18 protein-coding genes are annotated in these 19,039 nt (G+C 68.0%); 12 read left to right on the forward strand and 6 right to left on the reverse strand.

What is annotated here, in order from left to right:
- Positions 1 to 66 precede the first annotated feature (66 nt).
- From lptA to ASF16_RS22200, 3 genes are all read left to right on the forward strand, one after another.
- Positions 67 to 717 carry a lipopolysaccharide transport periplasmic protein LptA gene (lptA, locus tag ASF16_RS22190; RefSeq protein ID WP_056172330.1) on the forward strand — a complete coding sequence of 217 codons (651 nt, stop codon included), beginning with the start codon at positions 67 to 69 and terminating at the stop codon, positions 715 to 717.
- Entirely contained in the window at positions 714 to 1,508 is a 795-nt protein-coding gene (lptB, locus tag ASF16_RS22195; RefSeq protein WP_056172335.1) for an LPS export ABC transporter ATP-binding protein, read from the forward strand. Before lptA ends, lptB begins: the two co-directional genes overlap by 4 nt.
- A 99-nt stretch (positions 1,509 to 1,607) precedes the next feature.
- On the forward strand, positions 1,608 to 3,218 hold the full coding sequence (locus ASF16_RS22200) for an RNA polymerase factor sigma-54 (RefSeq protein WP_056172338.1): 1,611 nt from the start codon (positions 1,608 to 1,610) through the stop codon (positions 3,216 to 3,218).
- 58 nt (positions 3,219 to 3,276) lie between these two features.
- Here ASF16_RS22200 and ASF16_RS22205 read toward each other — a convergent pair whose 3' ends face one another.
- Positions 3,277 to 3,492, reverse strand: a complete 216-nt coding sequence (locus ASF16_RS22205) for a hypothetical protein (RefSeq protein WP_056172340.1) — start codon at positions 3,490 to 3,492, stop codon at positions 3,277 to 3,279.
- 177 nt (positions 3,493 to 3,669) lie between these two features.
- On the opposite strand from ASF16_RS22205, the gene ASF16_RS22210 reads away from it, so the two are divergent.
- From ASF16_RS22210 to ASF16_RS22220, 3 genes are read left to right on the forward strand one after another with little or no spacing between them, the layout of a single operon-like run.
- Positions 3,670 to 4,146, forward strand: a complete 477-nt coding sequence (locus ASF16_RS22210) for a thioesterase family protein (protein WP_056172344.1) — start codon at positions 3,670 to 3,672, stop codon at positions 4,144 to 4,146.
- 21 nt (positions 4,147 to 4,167) lie between these two features.
- Positions 4,168 to 5,457, forward strand: a complete 1,290-nt coding sequence (locus tag ASF16_RS22215; protein ID WP_056172347.1) for a class I SAM-dependent RNA methyltransferase — start codon at positions 4,168 to 4,170, stop codon at positions 5,455 to 5,457.
- A complete protein-coding gene (locus ASF16_RS22220; RefSeq protein WP_056172350.1) occupies positions 5,447 to 5,929 on the forward strand; it encodes a putative toxin-antitoxin system toxin component, PIN family in 483 nt (160 codons plus the stop codon). Before ASF16_RS22215 ends, ASF16_RS22220 begins: the two co-directional genes overlap by 11 nt.
- 172 nt (positions 5,930 to 6,101) lie before the next feature.
- Here ASF16_RS22220 and ASF16_RS22225 read toward each other — a convergent pair whose 3' ends face one another.
- The 3 genes from ASF16_RS22225 to ASF16_RS22235 all read right to left on the reverse strand — a co-directional run bounded on the left by ASF16_RS22225 (position 6,102) and on the right by ASF16_RS22235 (position 10,771).
- Positions 6,102 to 7,838, reverse strand: coding sequence for an ABC transporter ATP-binding protein/permease (locus tag ASF16_RS22225; protein WP_056172352.1), 1,737 nt, complete (start codon positions 7,836 to 7,838; stop codon positions 6,102 to 6,104).
- A 339-nt stretch (positions 7,839 to 8,177) separates the two neighbouring features.
- Positions 8,178 to 9,032, reverse strand: a complete 855-nt coding sequence (locus ASF16_RS22230; RefSeq protein WP_056172357.1) for a hypothetical protein — start codon at positions 9,030 to 9,032, stop codon at positions 8,178 to 8,180.
- Positions 9,029 to 10,771 (reverse strand): FMN-binding glutamate synthase family protein, encoded by a 1,743-nt coding sequence (locus ASF16_RS22235; RefSeq protein WP_056172360.1) that lies wholly within the window; start codon positions 10,769 to 10,771, stop codon positions 9,029 to 9,031. The genes ASF16_RS22230 and ASF16_RS22235 overlap by 4 nt, the downstream gene beginning before the upstream one ends.
- Before the next feature lie 236 nt (positions 10,772 to 11,007).
- Here ASF16_RS22235 and ASF16_RS22240 point away from each other — a divergent pair, with 236 nt between their 5' ends.
- The 6 genes from ASF16_RS22240 (at position 11,008) to ASF16_RS22265 (ending at position 17,776) form a co-directional block, all read left to right on the forward strand.
- Positions 11,008 to 11,874, forward strand: coding sequence for a UPF0149 family protein (locus tag ASF16_RS22240; protein WP_056172363.1), 867 nt, complete (start codon positions 11,008 to 11,010; stop codon positions 11,872 to 11,874).
- A 25-nt stretch (positions 11,875 to 11,899) separates the two neighbouring features.
- The gene (locus ASF16_RS22245) at positions 11,900 to 12,727 is read left to right on the forward strand and encodes a sterol desaturase family protein (RefSeq protein ID WP_056172366.1); all 828 of its coding nucleotides are present in this window, start codon (positions 11,900 to 11,902) and stop codon (positions 12,725 to 12,727) included.
- A 22-nt stretch (positions 12,728 to 12,749) separates the two neighbouring features.
- A complete protein-coding gene (locus tag ASF16_RS22250; protein ID WP_056172369.1) occupies positions 12,750 to 14,681 on the forward strand; it encodes a sensor histidine kinase in 1,932 nt (643 codons plus the stop codon).
- On the forward strand, positions 14,678 to 15,376 hold the full coding sequence (locus ASF16_RS22255; protein WP_200926957.1) for a response regulator transcription factor: 699 nt from the start codon (positions 14,678 to 14,680) through the stop codon (positions 15,374 to 15,376). Before ASF16_RS22250 ends, ASF16_RS22255 begins: the two co-directional genes overlap by 4 nt.
- 222 nt (positions 15,377 to 15,598) lie before the next feature.
- A complete protein-coding gene (locus ASF16_RS22260; protein ID WP_056172375.1) occupies positions 15,599 to 16,204 on the forward strand; it encodes an IPTL-CTERM sorting domain-containing protein in 606 nt (201 codons plus the stop codon).
- 75 nt (positions 16,205 to 16,279) lie between these two features.
- On the forward strand, positions 16,280 to 17,776 hold the full coding sequence (locus ASF16_RS22265) for a SulP family inorganic anion transporter (RefSeq protein WP_056172993.1): 1,497 nt from the start codon (positions 16,280 to 16,282) through the stop codon (positions 17,774 to 17,776).
- A 110-nt stretch (positions 17,777 to 17,886) separates the two neighbouring features.
- Here ASF16_RS22265 and ASF16_RS22270 read toward each other — a convergent pair whose 3' ends face one another.
- Together ASF16_RS22270 and ASF16_RS22275 are read right to left on the reverse strand one after the other, a co-directional pair.
- Positions 17,887 to 18,408 carry a CinA family protein gene (locus ASF16_RS22270; RefSeq protein ID WP_369817189.1) on the reverse strand — a complete coding sequence of 174 codons (522 nt, stop codon included), beginning with the start codon at positions 18,406 to 18,408 and terminating at the stop codon, positions 17,887 to 17,889.
- Positions 18,409 to 18,507: 99 nt separating this feature from the next.
- Positions 18,508 to 19,020, reverse strand: a complete 513-nt coding sequence (locus ASF16_RS22275) for a phosphatidylglycerophosphatase A (protein WP_056172380.1) — start codon at positions 19,018 to 19,020, stop codon at positions 18,508 to 18,510.
- Between the last annotated feature and the right edge of the window lie 19 nt (positions 19,021 to 19,039).

The raw sequence follows: 19,039 nt of genomic DNA on the forward strand, positions 1-19,039 counted from the left end.
CGTGCGGGTCTTTTTCCATGGCGGATGCCTTGGGGTGGCTACAATGAACTGCAAGATTCGTGCCCTATGAAACACAGCATCCTCCCAACCCTCCTGCTCACGGCCCTGGCCTGCATTCATGGCGTTGCCCATGCTGAAAAGGCTGACCGCGCCAAACCCATGAACATCGAGGCCGACGCCCTGCGGCACGATGAGCTCAAGCAAACCAGCGTGTTCACCGGCCGCGTGGTCATGACCAAGGGATCGATCATCCTGCGCGGTGCGCGGCTGGATGTTCGACAGGACGCCGAGGGCTACCAGTACGGGGTGGTGACGGCCGAGGCGGGCAAGCGCGCGTTCTTTCGCCAAAAGCGCGACACCGTGCCCGGTGCGCCCGACGAGTTCATCGAGGGCGAGAGCGAAGTCATCGAGTACGACGGCAAGGCCGACAACGTGCGCTTCATCACCCGCGCCGAGCTGCGCCGCTACCGCGGTGCGGTGCTGAGCGACGAGATCACCGGCGCCGTCATCGTCTACAACAACCTGACCGACGTGTTCACCGTGGACGGCCAGCGCAAGCCGTCCACCAGCACCGCAGGCGACACCCCGGCCCCTGGCAGCCGCGTGCGCGCAGTGCTGGCGCCCAAGGACCCGCCACCGGGCGCCGCTGCACCTGCCGCGCCGTCGTCGGCCCCGGCGCTGCGCCCCAGCAACACCCTCGGCGGCGGCGCCAAGTGAGCGCGCAGCCTGTCCACTCCAGCGGACCCGCGGCTGCAGACCCACAGGTCGGCAGTCGGCTGGAGGTGCAGCACCTGGCCAAGTCGTACGGCAGCCGCAAGGTCGTCAAGGATGTGTCGCTCACCGTGCAAAAGGGCGAAGTCGTCGGGCTGCTCGGGCCCAACGGCGCGGGCAAGACGACCTCGTTCTACATGATCGTGGGCCTGGTGCGCAGCGATGCGGGCGACATCCGCATCGACGGCCAGTCGGTCGCCCACATGCCCATCCACCGCCGGTCGCGCCTGGGTTTGTCGTACCTGCCGCAGGAGGCCTCCATCTTCCGGAAGCTGTCGGTCGAGGAAAACGTGCGCGCCGTGCTGGAGCTGCAGCGCGGCGACAACGGCCAGCCGCTGCCGCGCGAGGCCATCGAAGAGCGCCTCACCGCCCTGCTGCAGGAGCTGCGGGTGGACCACCTGCGGGCCTCGCCCGCCATGGCCCTGTCCGGGGGCGAGCGCCGCCGCGTGGAGATCGCCCGCGCCCTGGCCACGCAGCCACGCTTCATCCTGCTGGACGAACCCTTCGCCGGCATCGACCCCATCGCGGTGATCGAGATCCAGCGCATCATCGGCTTCCTCAAGGCGCGCGGCATTGGCGTGCTCATCACCGACCACAACGTGCGCGAGACGCTGGGCATCTGCGACCACGCGTTCATCATCAGCGACGGCCAGGTGCTGGCGCAGGGAACCCCTTCCGAGATCGTCGACAACGCCGAAGTGCGCCGGGTGTACCTGGGCGAACACTTCCGCATGTAGCAGACCGATGGACTGTACGTTCGACCCCCGCCTCTCTTTTTTGCCGCCCCGCGGGGCGGCGTGCGCCGCGCGCCCTGCAGGCCGCAAGGTGGCTGCCCGATGAAGCCCGGCCTGTCACTGCGCGTTTCGCAGCACCTGGCACTCACGCCGCAGCTGCAGCAGTCCATCCGGCTGCTGCAGTTGTCCACGCTGGAGCTGGGCCAGGAGGTCGAGCAGATGCTCGACGAAAACCCGTTTCTCGAGCGCAACGCCGAAGAAGCTCCGCGCGAAGAATTCGGCCTGGAGGCGGCCGACGTTCCTGCCCAGCCCGACGAATACAGCGCGGACGACACGCTGTATTCCAACGCCCCTGGCACCAGCACCACCAGCACGTCCAGCGACACCGCTGCCGACAGCCCGCTGGGTGACTCCGAGCCGGGCAGCAGCGCCAGCGACGAGCCCGACTGGAGCGGCGACGGCACCGTCGAGGTCGCGCCCAACGACACCGAATGGGGCGGCGATGCGCCCGCCCGCAACCGCAACGACGCCGAAGGCGACGAGGCCGACGCCACCGAGCTGGCCCGCACGCACGAATCGCTCACTGCATTTTTGCACCGCCAGGCGCTGTCGCTGCGCCTGTCCGAGGTGGACCGCGCGGCGCTGCGGTTCCTGATCGAGTCGCTCAACGACGACGGCTACCTCGAAGACCCGCTCGAAGAGCTGGCCATCAGCCTGGCCGGCCCCGACGACTTGGAGCAGATCGAAGAGCTGGTGCACCGCTTCACGGTGGCGCAGCGCCTGTTGCAAAGCCTGGAGCCCGTGGGCGTGGGCGCGGGGGGCCTGGGCGAGTGCCTGACCCTGCAGCTCAAGGCCCTGGCCGCGGACGAAGACAGCGAGATCGACCCCGACACCGTGCAGACCGCGCTGCGCGTGTGCCAACAGCCGCTGGAGATGCTGGCGCGCCGCGACATCCGCCGCCTGACGCAGCTGTGCGGCGACGGCGAGGAGCGCACCCGCGCCGCCATGGCCCTGATCGCCCGGCTGGAGCCGCGCCCGGGCCGCAAGTTCGTGGACGTGGAGCGCAACATCATCGTGCCCGACGTCATCGTGCGCAAAGCGGGCCGCGCCAACGGGCGCGACGGGCAGCACAATTTCATCGTCGCGCTCAACCCCGACGTGATGCCGCGCCTGCGCGTGCACGACATCTACGCCGGGGCACTGCGCGGCCACAAGGGCGGCGAAGGCCACCAGGGCATGCAGCAGCGCCTGCAGGAGGCGCGCTGGTTCATCAAGAACATCCAGCAGCGCTTCGACACCATCCTGCGCGTCTCGCGCGCCATCGTGGAGCGGCAAAAGAACTTCTTCACGCATGGCGAGCTGGCCATGCGCCCGCTGGTGCTGCGCGACATTGCCGACGAGCTGGGCCTGCACGAGTCCACCATCAGCCGCGTGACCACCGCCAAGTACATGGCCACGCCCATCGGCACCTACGAGCTCAAGTACTTCTTCGGCTCGGGCCTGGGCACCGAGACGGGCGGCAATGCGTCGAGCACCGCCGTGCGCGCGCTGATCAAGCAGTTCGTCGCGGCCGAGAGCCCCACCAAGCCGCTGTCGGACAGCCAGATCGCCGAGATGCTCAAGGAGCAGGGCATCGAATGCGCACGCCGCACCGTGGCCAAGTACCGCGAGGCGCTCAAGATCGCGCCGGCGAATTTGCGCAAGGCACTTTGAGTGGCTCCCCCGCGCCGTTATTTGGACTGGCTTGCTTTCTGGCGCGTTGGTGCAGAGGTCAGCGGGTGAACAACGCGGAGTAGAGAATGAGACCGCCGGCCACTAGCGGAGCCAGGGTGTACGCGGCAAAGTGAATAAGAGTCCCTTTGGTTTCACCCCAGTGTTTTTTCATGGCATCCAATTTGCTGAAGTGATGTGGCGCTATGAATCTGGCGATCAAGGTGTACAGACCAAATGCCACCATGAATCCGCCGATGAGTACGTTGTTGTTCATGACTCCCTCTTCGTCTTGACAAGATTTCCCTGTTGCCACTGGCGGAACACCGACTGCGGCAGATGTCCGCGAAGATGGTAGCTGCGGACCTGCTCAGTTGTGCGTAACAATCTGTGATGGGTTGAACGCAGTTCTTGCAGCAATCGTTTTCTGTCAAATCGCAATATTGCAATCCCCATGGCCCGCATCGTCTTCGACCTCCCCGCGCAGTTCGGTTTTTCCACCGAGATGCAGATCTACATCAGCCATGTGAACCAGGGCGGGCACCTGGACAACGCGCAGCTGCTGAGCCTGGTGTCCGAGGCGCGCGTGCGTTTCTTCCAGTCGCTGGGCTACCCCGAGGCCGACGTGGGCGGGCTGTCCATCGTGGTGGGCGACATCGTGGCGCAGTACAAGTCCGAGGGCTTTCATGGCGAGACCATGTGCGTGGAGATGGCGCCGGTGGATTTCAACCGCTATGGCTTCGACCTGGTGTTCCGCATGACCGAGAAGACCTCGGGGCGCGAGGTGGCCCGCGGCAAGATCGGCATCGTCTTCATCGGCCGCAGCGACCGCAAGGTCGCCACCATTCCTGAATCGATCCGCCAACTGCTGCTGCAGCGCGCGCCCGCCGCACCCGACGCATCAGGCGTACTGGGCGCTCCCATGGCCTGAAGGCTTATCCTCTGCGCTGCTATGAACCAACTCCAACTCTTTCTTCCTTGCGCCGCGGGCGTCGAGGGCTACCTGGCCGACGAGGTGCACGCCATCACCGGCCTCACGGGGCAGGACCTGCTGGTCGGCCGGGGCGGCGTGCTGCTGCGCGCCTCGTGGCGCGAGGCGCTGCTGCTGAACCTGCACAGCCGGCTGGCCCAGCGCGTGCTGGTGCAGCTGGCCCACCGCCCCTACCGGTCCGAGAACGACCTGTATGCCGCCGCGAGCGACGTGGCCTGGGAGATCTGGTTCACCACGCGCCAGACCTTCAAGGTCGAGGTCACGGCCCAGCACAGCCCGCTGCAGAGCCTGAACTTCGCGGGCCTGAAGGTCAAGGACGCGGTGGCCGATCGCTTTCGCGCCAAGAGCGGCGTGCGGCCCGATGTGAACACCCAGTGGCCCGACGTGCGCATCCACCTGCACCTGACCACCGACGAGGCTACGATCTACATCGACACCTCCGGCGAGCCGCTGTTCAAGCGCGGCTGGCGCGAGGACAAGGGCGATGCCCCGCTCAAGGAGACGCTGGCCGCCGCCATGATCGCCGCCAGCGGCTGGGACCCCCTGGGCGACAACCCCGTGCCGCTGTACGACCCCTGCTGCGGCAGCGGCACCATCGCCATCGAGGCCGCGCAGATCGCCTGCCGCATCCCGGCCGGCATGGTGCGGCGCTTTGCGTTCGAAAAACTGCTGCCGTTCCAGGGCCATGTGTGGTCTGCTATCAAATCAGAAGCTGAAAGCGCAATCCAGGCGAGCGCTGTGCCGATTTTTGGCAGTGATGTCGCCTTCCGGATGGTCGACTTCGCGGTGCGCAACGCCGAGCGCGCCGGGGTGGCCGACGCGGTGCAGCTGCGCGGCGGCGACGCCCTGCAGCGCATGCCGCCCAGCGAACAGCCGGGCGTGATGCTGCTGAACCCGCCCTACGGCGAGCGGATTGCCGCCGCCGGTGCCGCGGGCCGCAACGCGGGCGAGCGCGCAGCCGACCGGGCCCAGGGCATGGCCGTGGGCCGGGAAGAGGCGCACACCGAAGACGGCGGCGAGTTCTTCAGCCAACTGGCCACGCACTGGAAGAAGAACTACAGCGGCTGGACGGCCTGGATGCTCACGCCCGACCTCAAGCTGCCCGGCAAGATGCGCCTGAAAGAGTCGCGCCGCGTGCCCATGTGGAACGGCCCCATCGAGTGCCGCATGTTCCGCTTCGACATGATCAAGGGCGCGGTGCGCGAGCGCCCCGCCAAGGCTGCCGACGCCGGGCCCCGCGATGCGGGTTGAGCTGCACCTGCCCGCCGAGGCAGCGCCGCAAGAGCCCGCACGCCCCGTGGTGGTGGACACCAACGTCGCGCTCGACCTGCTGATCTTCTCGGACCCCGCCACCGTGCCGCTGCGGGCGCTGCTGGCAGAGCGGCGCCTGGACTGGATCGCCACGCAGGTCATGCGCGATGAGCTCGAGCGTGTGCTGGCCTATCCGCACATCGTCTCGCGCATGGACTACTACCAGGTGGATGCCGCGCAGGTGCTGGCCGACTTCGACGCCCAGGCGCGGCTGGTGGACATCGCCGCGCCCGTGCAGTACGTGTGCAAGGACACGGACGACCAGAAGTTCATCGACCTGGCCGCCGCGCACCGCGCCATCCTGCTGAGCAAGGACAAGGCCGTGATCTGCATGCGAAAGCGCCTGCTGACCCTGGGTGCGCATGTGGCGACTGCCCTGGTGCTGACGCAGCCCGAGGTCGCTACCGCCTGATACCCCTGTGTCTTCAAAAATCTAAAGAACCGTTCCCGCCGAGCCACTGGACGGGCTCAGGATGGCTCCGCCACATGGCCGCGCAGGGCTTCGACGGGCTCAGCCCAAACGGTATGAATGATTGAACGCACACCCGCTTGAAGGCTGAAGGCGGCGCTGCGGCTTCCCTGGCTTATGCCGCGAACCGGAAGTCGCCAGCCGCGTGCAGCTGCCAGGCCCCATCGCCCTTGAGCTCCAGCACATGCGTGTGGTGCTTGAGCACCGCAGGCCGGTGGGCGATGCTGACCAGCGTGGTGCCGCTCTCGCGCAGGCGTTCGTACAGCGCCGCTTCGTTGGCGCTGTCCAGCGCGCTCGTGGCCTCGTCCAGGATCACGATGCGCGGCTGCTTGGCCAGCACGCGGGCAAACGCCAGGCGCTGCTGCTCGCCGGTGGACAGCAGCTTTTCCCAGTCGTGCGAGGCGTCCAGCCCACCCACGCGCTCTGCCAGCGATTCGAGGTGCACCGCCTGCAGCAGCTCCAGCAGCTGCGCGTCGCTCAGCGCGGTCTTGCGCGCGGGGTAGATGATCTGGCTGCGCAGCGTGTCGAGCTGCATGTAGGGGCGCTGCGGCAGGAAGAACATGTCGTCCAGCGACGGGCTTTGCACCGTGCCGCTGCCAGAGCGCCACAGCCCGGCCACGGCGCGCAGCAGCGAGCTCTTGCCGCAGCCGCTCGGGCCGGTGATCAGCAGGGCGTCGCCCGGGTTCAGCGCCACGCACAGGTCCTGCACCAGCAGTCTGCCGAACTGGGGCGTGTGCAGCGTGAGGCCTTGGATGGCCAGCGCATCGCCGCTGCGCAGCTCGATCTGCGACGTGACATCTTCCGAGGGCACCTGCTGCGCTTCCGCGGGCGGGACGGCGGGTGGCGCAACGGGCTTTTCTGCCCACGGCGTGGGCGCGGCGGGCGTTTTCAGCGCCACTTGCGACAGCACGTGCAGGCGGTCGATGCCGGCCACGAACCGGCTCAGGCTCTCGAAGTTGTCCACGATCAGCGACACCGCCGCCAGCACCGCCGCAAAGGCGCCGGCCGCCTGGATCGCGCGGCCCACCTCCATCTCGCCCGACAGCACGCCGTTGGCCAGGATGATGGCCGGCAGCACCAGGGTTAGCTGGCTGAATGCGCGCTGGTATAGGTTGAGTGAGCGCTGCTTTTTGATGAGACGGCTGAAGTTGTTGAACGCGGCCTCGAACCGGCGGTTGAGCTGGGCGCGCTCTTGCGGCTCGCCGCGGTAGAACGCGATGGACTCGGCGTTCTCGCGCAGGCGCATGAGGCCGAAGCGGAAGTCCGCCTCGCGCCGGATCTGCCAGAAGTTGAGCCGGATGAGCGGCGCACCGAAAAAGTACAGCGCGCCGAACGTGCCCAGCAGCGCATACGCCGCCAAAAACGCCACCAGCGTGTGCGAGATGGACCACAGCACCGCGCTGAACGCCACCAGCTGCATCAGCGACCCGAGAAAGATCAGCAGAAAGTGGGTGGAGCGGCCAGTGAAGGTGTTGATGTCTTCGCTGATGCGCTGGTCGGGGTTGTCGATCTCGTTGCCGGTGCCGATCTCGTAGTACTTGCGGTCGCCCAGATAACCGTCGAGAAAGCGGTGCGTGAGCCAGCGGCGCCAGTGGTTGGAGAACGCATCGCGCATGAAGTAGTAGAACGCGTACACCGGCACGGCGAATGCCAGCACCAGCAGGCTGCCGCGCACCGCAGCCCAGAACCGGTCGGCCTGCTTGGCGGCCAGGGCCGATGTCAGCTCGCCGCTCTTGTCGATCAGCATCACTGCCAACTGGGTCTCCAGCACCATCAGGCCGATGAGCAGCGCGAGCAAGCCCCAGGCGGTGCGTTTCTTGTCGCCCGTCCAGTAGGGACGGGCCACGCTCATGAACTGCTTCCAGGCCGACCAGGACAGCGTGGGCGGACGACGGCGGCGGGGCTTTTTCTTGGCAGGCGGGGGCTTGGCTGAAGAGACGGCGGTCGGGTCAGGCAGGGCAGCGGCGGAAGCAGGATGTGGCATGAGGCAGGAGAGCTGAGGGTCGTGGTGCAAAACACCTGCCTGCACGATAGGGCCCACGCCCGCGTGATCCTGTCAGCCAATGCCTACCCGACATTACGGCGGGTTGCGCGACCTGCCAAGGGCCGCGCAACCCGCGTGGCTGCGGCCTTTGGTCTGCCCGTCGGCCAACCGCCGCGCCATGCCCCAGGGTGGGCGTGGCCACCCTGCCTAAGTGGTGGGTGAAGGCACCAGCAGGTCGTACGCCGCCCGCACGCGCTGCAGGTCGCGGCCGAGGCGGCGGCTGGTGGGCAGGTGGCGCATCCAGCGCATGCGGCCGATGCTGGTGGCCAGCACGGCTTGCATGTCGGGGCTGCCCTGCGCCACCCAGGCGGCCCAGCGTGTGCGGGCCTCGTGCAGCGTGCCGCTGGCAGGCAGGTAGATGGCCGTGGAGTGGGCGTAGCACAGCGCGTCGCGGGCATGGCACAAGGCCAGCGGCAGCACGGCCGCGGGGTCGTCTTCGAAGTCGATGCAGGCCACTTCGCCGTCCGGGCAGCGCACCAGGTTGCGCGCAAACGCCTGGCTCAGGCAGGTGCCCTGGCGGTGCACGTGGGCCAGGGTGTCGAGGCCCTGCTGCCACAGCGCCAGCACCGCGGTGGCGTCGCCTGCGCGCACCGCGCCGTCGATCTCGTTGCCCAGCGAATGCGTCTCTTCCCCCACGCGGCCCAGGTGGCGCATGGCAAAGCCGCCCGGCTGCGCGGCCAGCACCGCGGGCACGCGGATGCCGCGCGCGGCCAGGTCCTTGAGCCGCCGCACCTCGGTGGCGATGGCAGCGGGCCCGCCCGGGTTGGGCACCGGGCGCAGCACTGGCAGGCGCAGCAGCCCCGCCAGCACGGCCATGGCGCGGTAGCGGCCCTGGCCGTGCGGTGTGTCCGCGCGCTTGATCCAGATCTGCTCGCCACCCTGCGCATCGCCCCGCACGTGGCTCATCACGTTGTGGGGCTGCGCTGCCAGCTGCTCCCGCAGGAAGGCGTCGTAGTCGGTGGGGGCGGGTGGGGTCGTGCAGGCCGCGGGCTCCATCGTCATACCGCCACGCCTCCCGCGGCCACGGCCTGCGTCACGGCCACGGCGGCCTGCGCGATCTCCACATGGTGCGGCACCGACGGCTCCAGCTCGGGCTCGCCGGCGGCAAAGCTGTGGGCGTTGGCCAGCGGCCAGTACAGGCGGAACACGTTGTGCTGCGCCTCCAGCGGGCCCAGCAGCGCGCCGGGCTGCATGCGCGTGATCAGGTTGGACAGCAGGCGCACCTCGGTGTCGCTGATGCGCCGCACGATGTGGTGTGCGGTGATGTCCTTGGGGTGGCGCAAACCGGCGGCCTGTACCAGTTCTTGCAGCGCATGCAGCGTGCTGTGGTGGAACTGCGCCACGCGCGTGGCCTTGTCGGGCACCACCAGCGCCTGCTGGCGCAGCGGGTCCTGCGTGGTCACGCCGGTGGGGCAGTGGCCGGTGTGGCAGGTCTGCGCCTGGATGCAGCCCAGCGCCATCATGAAGCCGCGCCCCGCATTGCACCAGTCGGCGCCCAGCGCCATCATGCGCGCGATGTCGAAGGCGCTGATCACTTTGCCCGCGCAGCCGATCTGCACGCGGTCGCGCAGGTTCACGCCCACCAAGGTGTTGTGCACCAGCAGCAGGCCTTCCTGCAGCGGCGCGCCCACGTGGTCGCTGAACTCCACCGGCGCCGCGCCCGTGCCGCCCTCGGCCCCATCGACCACGATGAAGTCGGGCGTGATGCCGGTCACCAGCATGGCCTTGACGATGGCGAACCACTCCCATGGATGGCCCAGGCAGAACTTGAAGCCGGTGGGCTTGCCGCCCGACAGCGTGCGCAGCCTGGCGATGAACTGCATCATCTCCACCGGGTTGCTGAACGCACTGTGGCTGGCCGGCGAGATGCAGGCCTCGCCCACCATCACGCCGCGCGCCGCGGCGATCTCGGCCGTGACCTTGGCGCCGGGCAGCACGCCGCCGTGGCCCGGCTTGGCACCCTGGCTCAGCTTGAGCTCGATCATCTTGACCTGCGGGTCGGTGGCATTGGCCGTGAAGCGCTCTTCGCTGAAGGTACCGTCGCCATTGCGGCAGCCGAAGTAGCCCGAGCCGATCTCCCAGATCAAATCGCCGCCATGCACCCGGTGGTGCTGGCTGATGCTGCCCTCGCCCGTGTCGTGCGCAAAGCCGCCTTTGCGTGCGCCCTGGTTCAGCGCCAGGACGGCGTTGGCCGACAGCGCGCCAAAGCTCATGGCCGAGATGTTGAAGATGCTCGCGTGGTAGGGCTGGGTGCAGGGCGAGACGGACTGCGAGGGCTTGTCCGGGCTGCCGCCGATCCACACGCGAAAGTCGTGCGACGGCAGCTCGGTGGGCGCGAGCGAGTGGTTCACCCATTCGTAGCCCTGCGCGCCCACATCCAGGTGCGTGCCGAAGGGCCGGTTGTCCGGGTCGCCCTTGGCACGCTGGTACACCAGCGAGCGCTGCGCGCGCGAAAACGGCGCGGCTTCGCTGTCGCTCTCGATGAAATACTGGCGCACCTCCGGCCGGATGTACTCCAGCATGAAGCGCAGGTGACCGATGACCGGGTAGTTGCGCAGGATGGCGTGGCGCGTCTGCTGCAGGTCGTACACGCCCAGCGCGACCAGCGCTGCGCACACCAGTACCACCGGCAGCCCCACGTTGAACGCCACCAGCGTGAACAGCGACAGCAGCAGTGCAAAAACGCTGAGCGCAAAGGCGGTGTAGCGGACCGGGTACAGGGAGTTGAGCTGGTGGATCATGGGGGTCCTGGTTCTGCAAAAAGCGGCAGCGGGCTACACTGGCCGCCTTTTTGCACCGTGGTGCACGGCGCCGCCAGCCTGCGGGCGTCGGCCTTGAAGCACCCGACGCGCTTGCCGCACGCGCATCATAGAAGTAAAAAATTGCGTCCAGGAGCTTTCGGCGCCGCCTTGGCTGCCCACTGGCCTACCGCACCCTGCCCCCTGAATACCGACCCGCACCGACGAACGGAGCCCCCATGACCCAGCCTGCCACCCCCTTCACCCCAGCCACAACCGACGCCGACCTGGGCGCGCTGCCTGCCGGCTTCCCCGAAGGCCTCGGCCCGGATGAGCTTGAAGAGATCGACAACATCCTCGACGACCTGCGCTCGCGCGGCGAGGAAATCCCCCAGTGGGAGTTCTGCGACGGCTTCCTGACCGCCGTGATCTGCAGCCGCCGCCCCATCGCCCCGGCCGAGTACCTGCCCATGCTGCTGGGCGACGGTGCCGAGCTCGATGTTGCAGACGGTGAGCCCCTGCCGCTGCTGTCCGCCTTTGCCGACGCCGCACAGCAGGCGCGTTTTCTGGAGCTGTGGAACCGCCGCTGGACCGAGGTGGAGGCTCAGCTCGACGCCAAGGTGGAGTCGCTGGACGACGAGCGCACCTTCCAGCCCGAAGCCATGGACATGCGCGGCGCCGTCGCCAGCCTGACCGACGAGCAGCGCGCCGAGATGGACGACGACCAGGAAGTGCCGTCCTTCGGCCAGGTCTGGGCGCTGGGTTTCATGTTCGCCGTGGAGAACTGGCCCGAGGACTGGGCCGCCCCGCGCGACAAGGAAGCCGCCCGCTGGCTGGACGATGCGCTCGGCAGCATCGTGACCCTGACCGAAGACGACACCGGCAAGCCCGAAGTCTGCATGTACAGCGAAGACGGCCCGCCCAGCACCAGCCAGGCGCGTGTGGAAGCCTTCGGCGAAGCCATCTGGGCGGTGTACGACCTGCGCCAGATCTGGAAGAGCATGGGCCCGCGCGTGGAGACCCTGCGCAAGGCCCCTGAGCCCGGCCGCAACGACCCCTGCTTTTGCGGCAGCGGCAAGAAGTACAAGAAGTGCCACGGCGCGTGATGCGCACAGGCCCGGGCCGCCGCACATGATGGATGCGCTGGCGCAGTCCTTCCCCTGGCTGCAATATGTCGTGCTGCTGGTGGTGGGCGCTGCGTTGGTGGGTGTGGAGCGTGCGTGGCCCCGGCGCCCCGGGCAACCAGAGACGCGGGCACGCTGGGTCGTCAACGTGGGGCTGTACGCCCTGGGGCTGTTGTTGCTGGCGCTGGTGGTAGAGCCCCTGCAAACCGCCGCGATCCGCATCGGGTCCTTGCCCGGCTGGGGTGGGCTGGGCGCCGCGCCGCTGCCCGATGCGCTCAAGGTCGCGCTGGGCGTGTTGCTGGTGGATGGCCTCCAGTACGGCCTGCACAGACTGTGCCACGCGGTTCCGCTGCTGTGGCAGCTGCACCAGGTGCACCACTCGGACGAAGCGTTCGACGTGTCGACGAGCGTCCGCCACCACCCCTTGGAAGTGCTGGCCCTGACGGGGCTGAACCTGATGCTGTGCGCCGCACTCGGCGTGCCGTTGCTGTCGCTGCTGATCTACGCGCTGTTGCTCGCGCCGCATTCGTTGTTCTGCCATTCCAATGTGGCGATCCCTGCGGGGGTGGACCGGGCTCTGCGCTGGTTCAGCGTCACGCCGGACATGCACCGGGTGCACCACTCCGTCCGCATGGACGAGGGCCACCGCAACTTCGGCATGGTGTTTCCGTGGTGGGACCAACTGTTTCGCTCCTACTGCGCGCAGCCGCAAGACGGCAGCGAACGCATGCGGCTGGGGCTGGCGCAGGAGCAGACACTTGCCGCCGGAGATGTGCCGCGCAGATCGGGACTGTGGACCTCGTTGTGGCAGCCGTTCACCAGGCCGCCGCGGTGAGCCGTACCGTGGGCGCGGCACCATGGCGCTGATGGCGCGGTGGGCCCAGCTGGTGGCGGCGCTCGCCGGCCCGCTGTGGCTGTTGTGGCTTTTGGTGGTGGCGTGCCTTTTTTTGCAGGCCACACCGGCGGGTGCCGCCAGTGAACCATGGCGCATCGACGACCTCGCAGTCGTGGCCGATCCTGCGGGCGGCGAGACCATTGCCAGCATCAGCCAGCCCGGCCGCGCCGCCGACTTCGAGCCCGTGCCCGACGGGTTCTCCGGGGGCTACACGCGGGCCGTGCACTGGCTGCGCTTCACGTTGCATGCGCCGCCTGCTAATGCCGATGGCAAGCGGGAGATGCTGCTGGAGATTCACCCGCCCTACATCGACGACTTGCAGATCTACGTGTCCCAGAGCGCAGGCGAGCCCTTCGACGTGCGGCGGGGCGGAGACCTGCAGCCGCAGTCTGCCAAGGAAATTGCGTACCGCGGCTACGTGTACCGCTTTGTCTTCGAGGACGACCGGCCACGCACCGCCTATGTGCGCCTGCAGACCCACAGCAGCTCGGTGCTCATCGTCAAGGCGTGGGAGCCCGGCCAGTTTCTTGCAAAGATGTCGCGCGAGTACGCCCTGTTCGGCGTGCTGTTGGGCCTGATGCTCGCCGGGCTGCTGGCCAACATCTGGCATGGGCTGTGGCGCAGCGAGAGCATCTACCGGCGCTACATTGCCTACCTGCTCGCCACACTGCTCAACCTGCTGGGCATCAACGGCCTGGCGGGCGAGTTTCTGTTGCCCGAGGCGCCGTACTGGGCCAACCAGTGGGTCCCGCTGGGGATCGTTCTGGTGGCATTTTTTGGCACGCGGTTCTACATGCTCGCGCTCGACATCGCGCATGCCGCGCCGTGGATGCGCTGGGTCTATCGCATTCAGCTGTGGCTGGCCGTCTGCTGCCTGCCTGCGTCCTTTCTGGGCATTTACCCGGAAATGATCCAGGCTCTGCTGTCCGTCTCACTGGTCATGCTGTCGACCGGTGCGGTGCGCAGCATCCAGTTGTGGCGGCAAGGCAATGGCAACGGCAAGATCCTGCTGCTGGCCCACCTGTTTGCGTTGGGCGGCAGTTTCTCCGCTTTTCCGGCATTGCTGGGTTTGCTACCAGGCCAGTTCTGGCTGATCTACGGCTTTCAGTTGAGGTCGGTGGCTGCGCTGCTGGTGCTGCAGCTGATGCTGGCCAACCATGTCCGGGCCATCCAGGCCCAGCTGACCCAGGCCAGCGTGAACATCGAGGTGTCCAAAACCATCGCCCATCAAGAGCGCGCCGCGTACGAGCACCAGCGGCATTTCCTGTCCATGCTCACGCACGAGCTGAAGACGCCGCTGTCCGTGATCCGGATGCGCCTGGGGGCGGCTGCACCGACCCAGCGCATGCAGGACCATGCCACGCGTGCCGTGGCAGACATCGATGCCATCGTCGAGCGCTGCGCGCTGGTCAGCCAGATCGATGGCGGGCCCGGTACGGTGCAGCGGGCACCGTGCCATATCAACGACCTGCTGGACGAAGTGCGGACCCTGCAGCGGGCCGAGCAACGCGTTGTCATGCAGGTGGCGGAGGACGCGCTCGATCTCTCGGTCCACAGCGATCCGCTGCTGCTGCGCACCATCCTCAGCAACCTTGTCGACAACGCGATCAAGTACTCGCCTGCGGACTCGCCGGTGCAGATCAGCGTCGCGCGCAGCATGCAGTCAGGCACCGACGGCGTGTGCGTGCGCGTGGACAACCGCGCCGCCGCCGCCGGCCTGCCGGACCCGGAGCGCGTGTTCGAAAAGTACTACCGGGCGCCCGGCGCCCACCACCAAAGTGGTTCGGGCCTGGGGCTGTACATCGCCAAGGCGCTGACCGTGCAGCTGGGCGGCACGCTGGCCTACCGCACCGACCACCCTCTCGTCATTTTTGAGCTATGGCTGCCACTGTGACTTTTCATCCACCGCTCAGGCTGCTGGTGGTCGAAGACCACCAGGCCTTGCTCGACGTCACCGTAGAGACCTTGACGGCCGCCGGGCACGACGTGATCGGCATCGACAGCGCCGAGGCCATCGACGAGCTGCCGCGCGACTTTGTCGCCGACATCGCGGTGCTGGACCTGAACCTTCCCGGTGAAAACGGCCTGAGCCTGGCCCAGCGGCTTCGCCGGGTGCAGCCCGGCATCGGCATCATCATGGTCACGGCGCTGCGTGCCGTGGAGCAAAAAGTGGCGGGCTACGAGCACGGCGCCGACCTGTACCTGATCAAGCCCACCGCGCCCGAGGAGTTGCGGGCCGCCGTGCTGGCGCTGGCGCACCGCGTGCGGCACAGCGCTGCGGCCCATCCTGCCGACTTCACGCTCGACACCGCGGCGCAGCGCCTGCACACGCCATTGGGCCCGCTGGCCTTGCGCAGCGCCGAAGCCACGTTGCTGCGCGCCTTGGCCCTGGCCCCCGACCACACCCTGGAAATTTTCCAGGCGCTCGAGCAGCTCGACAAATCGGTGGACGAGCAGGGCAAGGCGCAGCTCGAAGTCCTGGTCTCCCGCCTGCGCAGCAAGCTCGTGGCCCACGGTGCGCCAGCCGCTCCCATCCGTGCCCTGCGCGGCAAGGGCTACCGGCTGTGCATGGGCATGCACATCCGGTAAGCAGGGATTGCCCGGTCCTGTGCGGCGTTTGCCACGCTTGCCCGGCGAAGGCAAGCTTTGGCAAGGTTTGCGCGGACGGTCTCACTAGAGTCGCGGACACGGTGATACGCACCGAGAAACACAGGCTCGGGGCCGCCAAGGCCCTGTAGAGCACGGCCGCCGCCGGCAGACGGTGTGCAGTGCCAGCCATGCCTTGCAATGTCCGTGGATTGACCTGTTCAAATGATCAAAAAATGTGGGTGGAAGATCGCTGCCGTGCTGGCAGGGTGGGTGGTCGCATCCGCGGCCCATGCGGGCGCCGCAGGCACCTTCGGCACGGTGTTCAACCCGACGACCGTGCCGATCAATGGCACGTCCACACTGACGTACACGCTGACCGCCTACGATAACTTTCGCAACCTCGGTTTCACGACCACATTGCCTGCCGGCTTGGTCGTGGCCACGCCCAATGGCGCCGCCACCGATTGCGGTGCGGTGCCGGGGCCGCTGCTCCCCACCATCACGGCAGTGCCAGGCTCCACCACGGTACAGCTGGCCAACGCCAACACCACCACGGTGTACGACGGGCCGTTTATGGGGCCCCGTTCATTCGGGTGCGTCGTTTCCGTCCGCATACAAGGCGCGGTGCTGGGCAGCCACGCGCTGCCACCTGTGACCTTGTTCGACAGCGGCTTTCCCACCCTTTTGACGGCATCTGCGGTGCTCAACGTGCTGGGCGCACCGGTGGCGGCTGCCAGTATTCCCACCCTCAGCGAATGGGGCCTGATCCTGCTGGTGCTGGCCATGGCTGCCTCGGCCCTCAACGGCATGCGCCGCAAGCGCGGATAATCGGCACCTCTTCGGTATTGCCGTTCCTCCTTGTCGAGGCCTCGGTGCGCAGCGCGCTCCGGGGCTTTTTTGTTCATGGCCCACCACCTCTCTGTTTCCTTGCAACGCCTGCGCGCCGAATGGGCGCCCAGCATTCCGCGCGAACTGCTGGCGGGCGCCGTCGCCACGTTTGCACTCATCCCCGAGGTCATCGCGTTCTCGTTCGTGGCGGGGGTCGATCCGTCGGTGGGGCTGTTCGCCTCGTTCGTCATCAGCCTGGTCATCGCCTTCGTGGGCGGACGGCCGGCCATGGTGTCCGCCGCTGCGGGCTCGGTGGCGCTGGTGGCAGCGCCGCTGGTGCAGTCGCACGGACTGGGCTATTTGCTGGCGGCGGGCTTGCTGGCGGGGCTGGTGCAGTTGGTGTTCGGCCTGCTCAAGCTTGGCGTGTTGATGCGGTTCGTCTCCAGCTCGGTGCGCACCGGCTTCGTCAACGCGCTGGCGGTGCTGATCTTTGCCGCGCAGCTGCCGCACCTGCAGGGCCAGGGCGCGGCCACCTGGGCCATGCTGGCACTGGGGCTGGCCATCATCTACGGCCTGCCGTGGCTGGGCGGCGTGCTGCGGCTGCCCGCGCTCAGCGCCGTGCCGTCGCCACTGATCTGCGTGGTGGCGCTGACCTTGCTGGCGCAGGGCCTGGGCGTGCAACTGCCCACGGTGGCCGACCTGGGCAAGCTGCCGGACTCGCTGCCCGTATTCGGCTGGCCCGGCGTGCCGCTGTCGCTCGATACGCTGCGCATCATCCTGCTCCCGGCCCTGGCGATTGCCATGGTGGGCCTGCTCGAATCGGTGCTGACGGCCGCCGTGGTCGACGAGATGACCGATACTCCGAGCGACAAGAACCGCGAGTGCGCGGGCCTGGGTGTGGCCAATATTGCGGCCAGCCTGTTCGGCGGCATCGCGGGCTGCGGAATGATCGGCCAGGCCGTGGGCAACGTGAAGTACGGCGGGCGCGGCCGGCTGTCCACGTTGTTCGCGGGCGTGTTCCTGCTCATCCTCATGGTGGCGCTGAAAGACTGGGTCTCCCGGGTGCCGGTGATCGCGCTCGTGGCCATCATGGTGATGGTGTCGGCCTCCACGTTCGACTGGAAGTCGCTGTCCGCACTGGTGCGGCACCCGCGCCTGTCCAGCGCGGTGATGCTGGCCACGGTGGTGGTCACCATCGCCACGCACAACCTGGCGGCGGGTGTGGCCGTGGGCGTGCTGCTCAGCGGCGTGTTCTTTGCGTTCAAGGTATCGCGCATGCTGGCGGTGCAGGTGCACGACGACGACGCCACCGGCATGCGCACCTGGCGCGTGACGGGCCAGGTGTTCTTCGCCTCGGCCGACGCGTTCATCGAGGCGTTCGACGTGCTGGGCGCCGAGGGCCGCGCCGTGGTCATCGACGTCACGCACGCCCACTTCTGGGACATCACCGCCGTGGCCGCGCTCGACAAGGTGGCGGAGCGCCTGCGCCACCACGGCTGCACGGTGCAGGTGCTGGGCCTCAATGAAGCCAGCGGCGTGCTGATCGACCGCATGGCAGCCGACAAGGGCTGATGGGGTTGCGCAGGCGCTGATCGGGCTGCACCCCGGGGCTGCACCGCGGGCCGGCGAGCCCGGCAGGCGCCGAGGTGGTCAGTGCATCGTGATCACTGCCCCTGGCGCGGTCACGCTGGCAACCACCCCAGCAGCCGCTGCAGCGCATAGCGCAGCGTGGCCGCCCGCACGGTGCCGCGGTCGCCTGCAAAGTGCTGCATTTCGCTGTGCGTCTCGCCGCCCACGCACCAGGCGAACCACACGGTGCCTACGGGCTTCTCGTCGCTGCCGCCCGTGGGGCCGGCCACGCCGGTCACCGCCAGGCTGACCTGGGCCTGCGAGTGGGTGAGCGCGCCGTCGGCCATGGCGCGGGCCACGGCTTCGCTCACCGCGCCGTGCTGCTCGATGAGCGCGGCGGGCACGCCCAGCATGTCGGTTTTGGCGTCGTTGGAGTAGGTGACGAAGCCGCGCTCGAACCATTGGCTGGAGCCCGCCAGGTCCGTGCAGGCCGCGGCGATCATGCCGCCGGTGCAGCTCTCGGCCGTGGCCAGCATGTGGCGGTGCTGCAGCAGGCGCAGCGAAATCTGCGTCAAATTGGCATCCAGCGCTGTACTGTCAAGCGCTATCAGCTCACTTTTTGATAGTGACGTCATGGTCATCGGAGTCTCCGCAGCGCCTGTCGGCAAGTTCACAAGGCTGCCACAAACCGGCGGCGCGGTACAGATGCAACCCCGCGGGGCCACCGCGGCGGTTCACCAGAAGCGCCACAGCGCAATGACCAGCAGCGTGCAAAACGCCGCCACGAAGTCGTCAAACAAAATGCCCCAGCCGCCGCGCCAGCCAAAACCCTTGAACAGGCCGTCGGCCCAACCCACGGGCCCGGGCTTGGCCGCGTCGAAAAAGCGGAACAGCGCAAACGCCGTGAGCTGACCCCAGAAGCCCATGGGCATGGCCAGCCACAGCACCAGCCAGAAGGCAACGATCTCGTCCCACACGATGCTGCCGGGGTCGGCCACGCGCAGGTTGCGCGCCGCGGTGGTGCAGGCCCACCAGCCCACCAGCGTGCCGCCGGCGATGAGCAGGCCCATGCGCCACGGCGTCATCCACTGCTGCAGCACCAGGTAGGCCAGCCACGCCCACAGCGTGCCCACGGTGCCCGGCGCCTTGCGCGAAAGGCCCGCGCCAAAGCCGAGTGCGATGAAGTGGGCCGGGTGGGCAAGCAAAAAGCGCACGGTGGGGCGCAGGGCGTCTGGGGCGGAGGGCATGTCGGCAGCAAAAAAAGAA

Source organism: Acidovorax sp. Leaf78, assembly GCF_001422735.1.
In the GTDB taxonomy this organism is placed as follows: Bacteria; Pseudomonadota; Gammaproteobacteria; order Burkholderiales; family Burkholderiaceae_C; genus Acidovorax.

Excerpts from the sequence above, each read along its gene's own strand:
- ASF16_RS22210 (WP_056172344.1), top strand. The coding sequence starts at position 3,670 with ATGGCCCGCATCGTCTTCGACCTCCCCGCGCAGTTCGGTTTTTCCACC.
- ASF16_RS22260 (WP_056172375.1), top strand. The coding sequence starts at position 15,599 with ATGATCAAAAAATGTGGGTGGAAGATCGCTGCCGTGCTGGCAGGGTGG.
- ASF16_RS22225 (WP_056172352.1), bottom strand. The coding sequence starts at position 7,838 with ATGAGCGTGGCCCGTCCCTACTGGACGGGCGACAAGAAACGCACCGCC.
- ASF16_RS22215 (WP_056172347.1), top strand. The coding sequence starts at position 4,168 with ATGAACCAACTCCAACTCTTTCTTCCTTGCGCCGCGGGCGTCGAGGGC.
- ASF16_RS22220 (WP_056172350.1), top strand. The coding sequence starts at position 5,447 with ATGCGGGTTGAGCTGCACCTGCCCGCCGAGGCAGCGCCGCAAGAGCCC.
- ASF16_RS22265 (WP_056172993.1), top strand. The coding sequence starts at position 16,280 with ATGGCCCACCACCTCTCTGTTTCCTTGCAACGCCTGCGCGCCGAATGG.
- ASF16_RS22200 (WP_056172338.1), top strand. The coding sequence starts at position 1,608 with ATGAAGCCCGGCCTGTCACTGCGCGTTTCGCAGCACCTGGCACTCACG.
- ASF16_RS22240 (WP_056172363.1), top strand. The coding sequence starts at position 11,008 with ATGACCCAGCCTGCCACCCCCTTCACCCCAGCCACAACCGACGCCGAC.
- ASF16_RS22235 (WP_056172360.1), bottom strand. The coding sequence starts at position 10,771 with ATGATCCACCAGCTCAACTCCCTGTACCCGGTCCGCTACACCGCCTTT.
- ASF16_RS22205 (WP_056172340.1), bottom strand. The coding sequence starts at position 3,492 with ATGAACAACAACGTACTCATCGGCGGATTCATGGTGGCATTTGGTCTG.
- ASF16_RS22275 (WP_056172380.1), bottom strand. The coding sequence starts at position 19,020 with ATGCCCTCCGCCCCAGACGCCCTGCGCCCCACCGTGCGCTTTTTGCTT.
- ASF16_RS22245 (WP_056172366.1), top strand. The coding sequence starts at position 11,900 with ATGATGGATGCGCTGGCGCAGTCCTTCCCCTGGCTGCAATATGTCGTG.
- ASF16_RS22230 (WP_056172357.1), bottom strand. The coding sequence starts at position 9,032 with ATGACGATGGAGCCCGCGGCCTGCACGACCCCACCCGCCCCCACCGAC.
- lptA (WP_056172330.1), top strand. The coding sequence starts at position 67 with ATGAAACACAGCATCCTCCCAACCCTCCTGCTCACGGCCCTGGCCTGC.
- ASF16_RS22250 (WP_056172369.1), top strand. The coding sequence starts at position 12,750 with ATGGCGCTGATGGCGCGGTGGGCCCAGCTGGTGGCGGCGCTCGCCGGC.
- ASF16_RS22270 (WP_369817189.1), bottom strand. The coding sequence starts at position 18,408 with ATGACGTCACTATCAAAAAGTGAGCTGATAGCGCTTGACAGTACAGCG.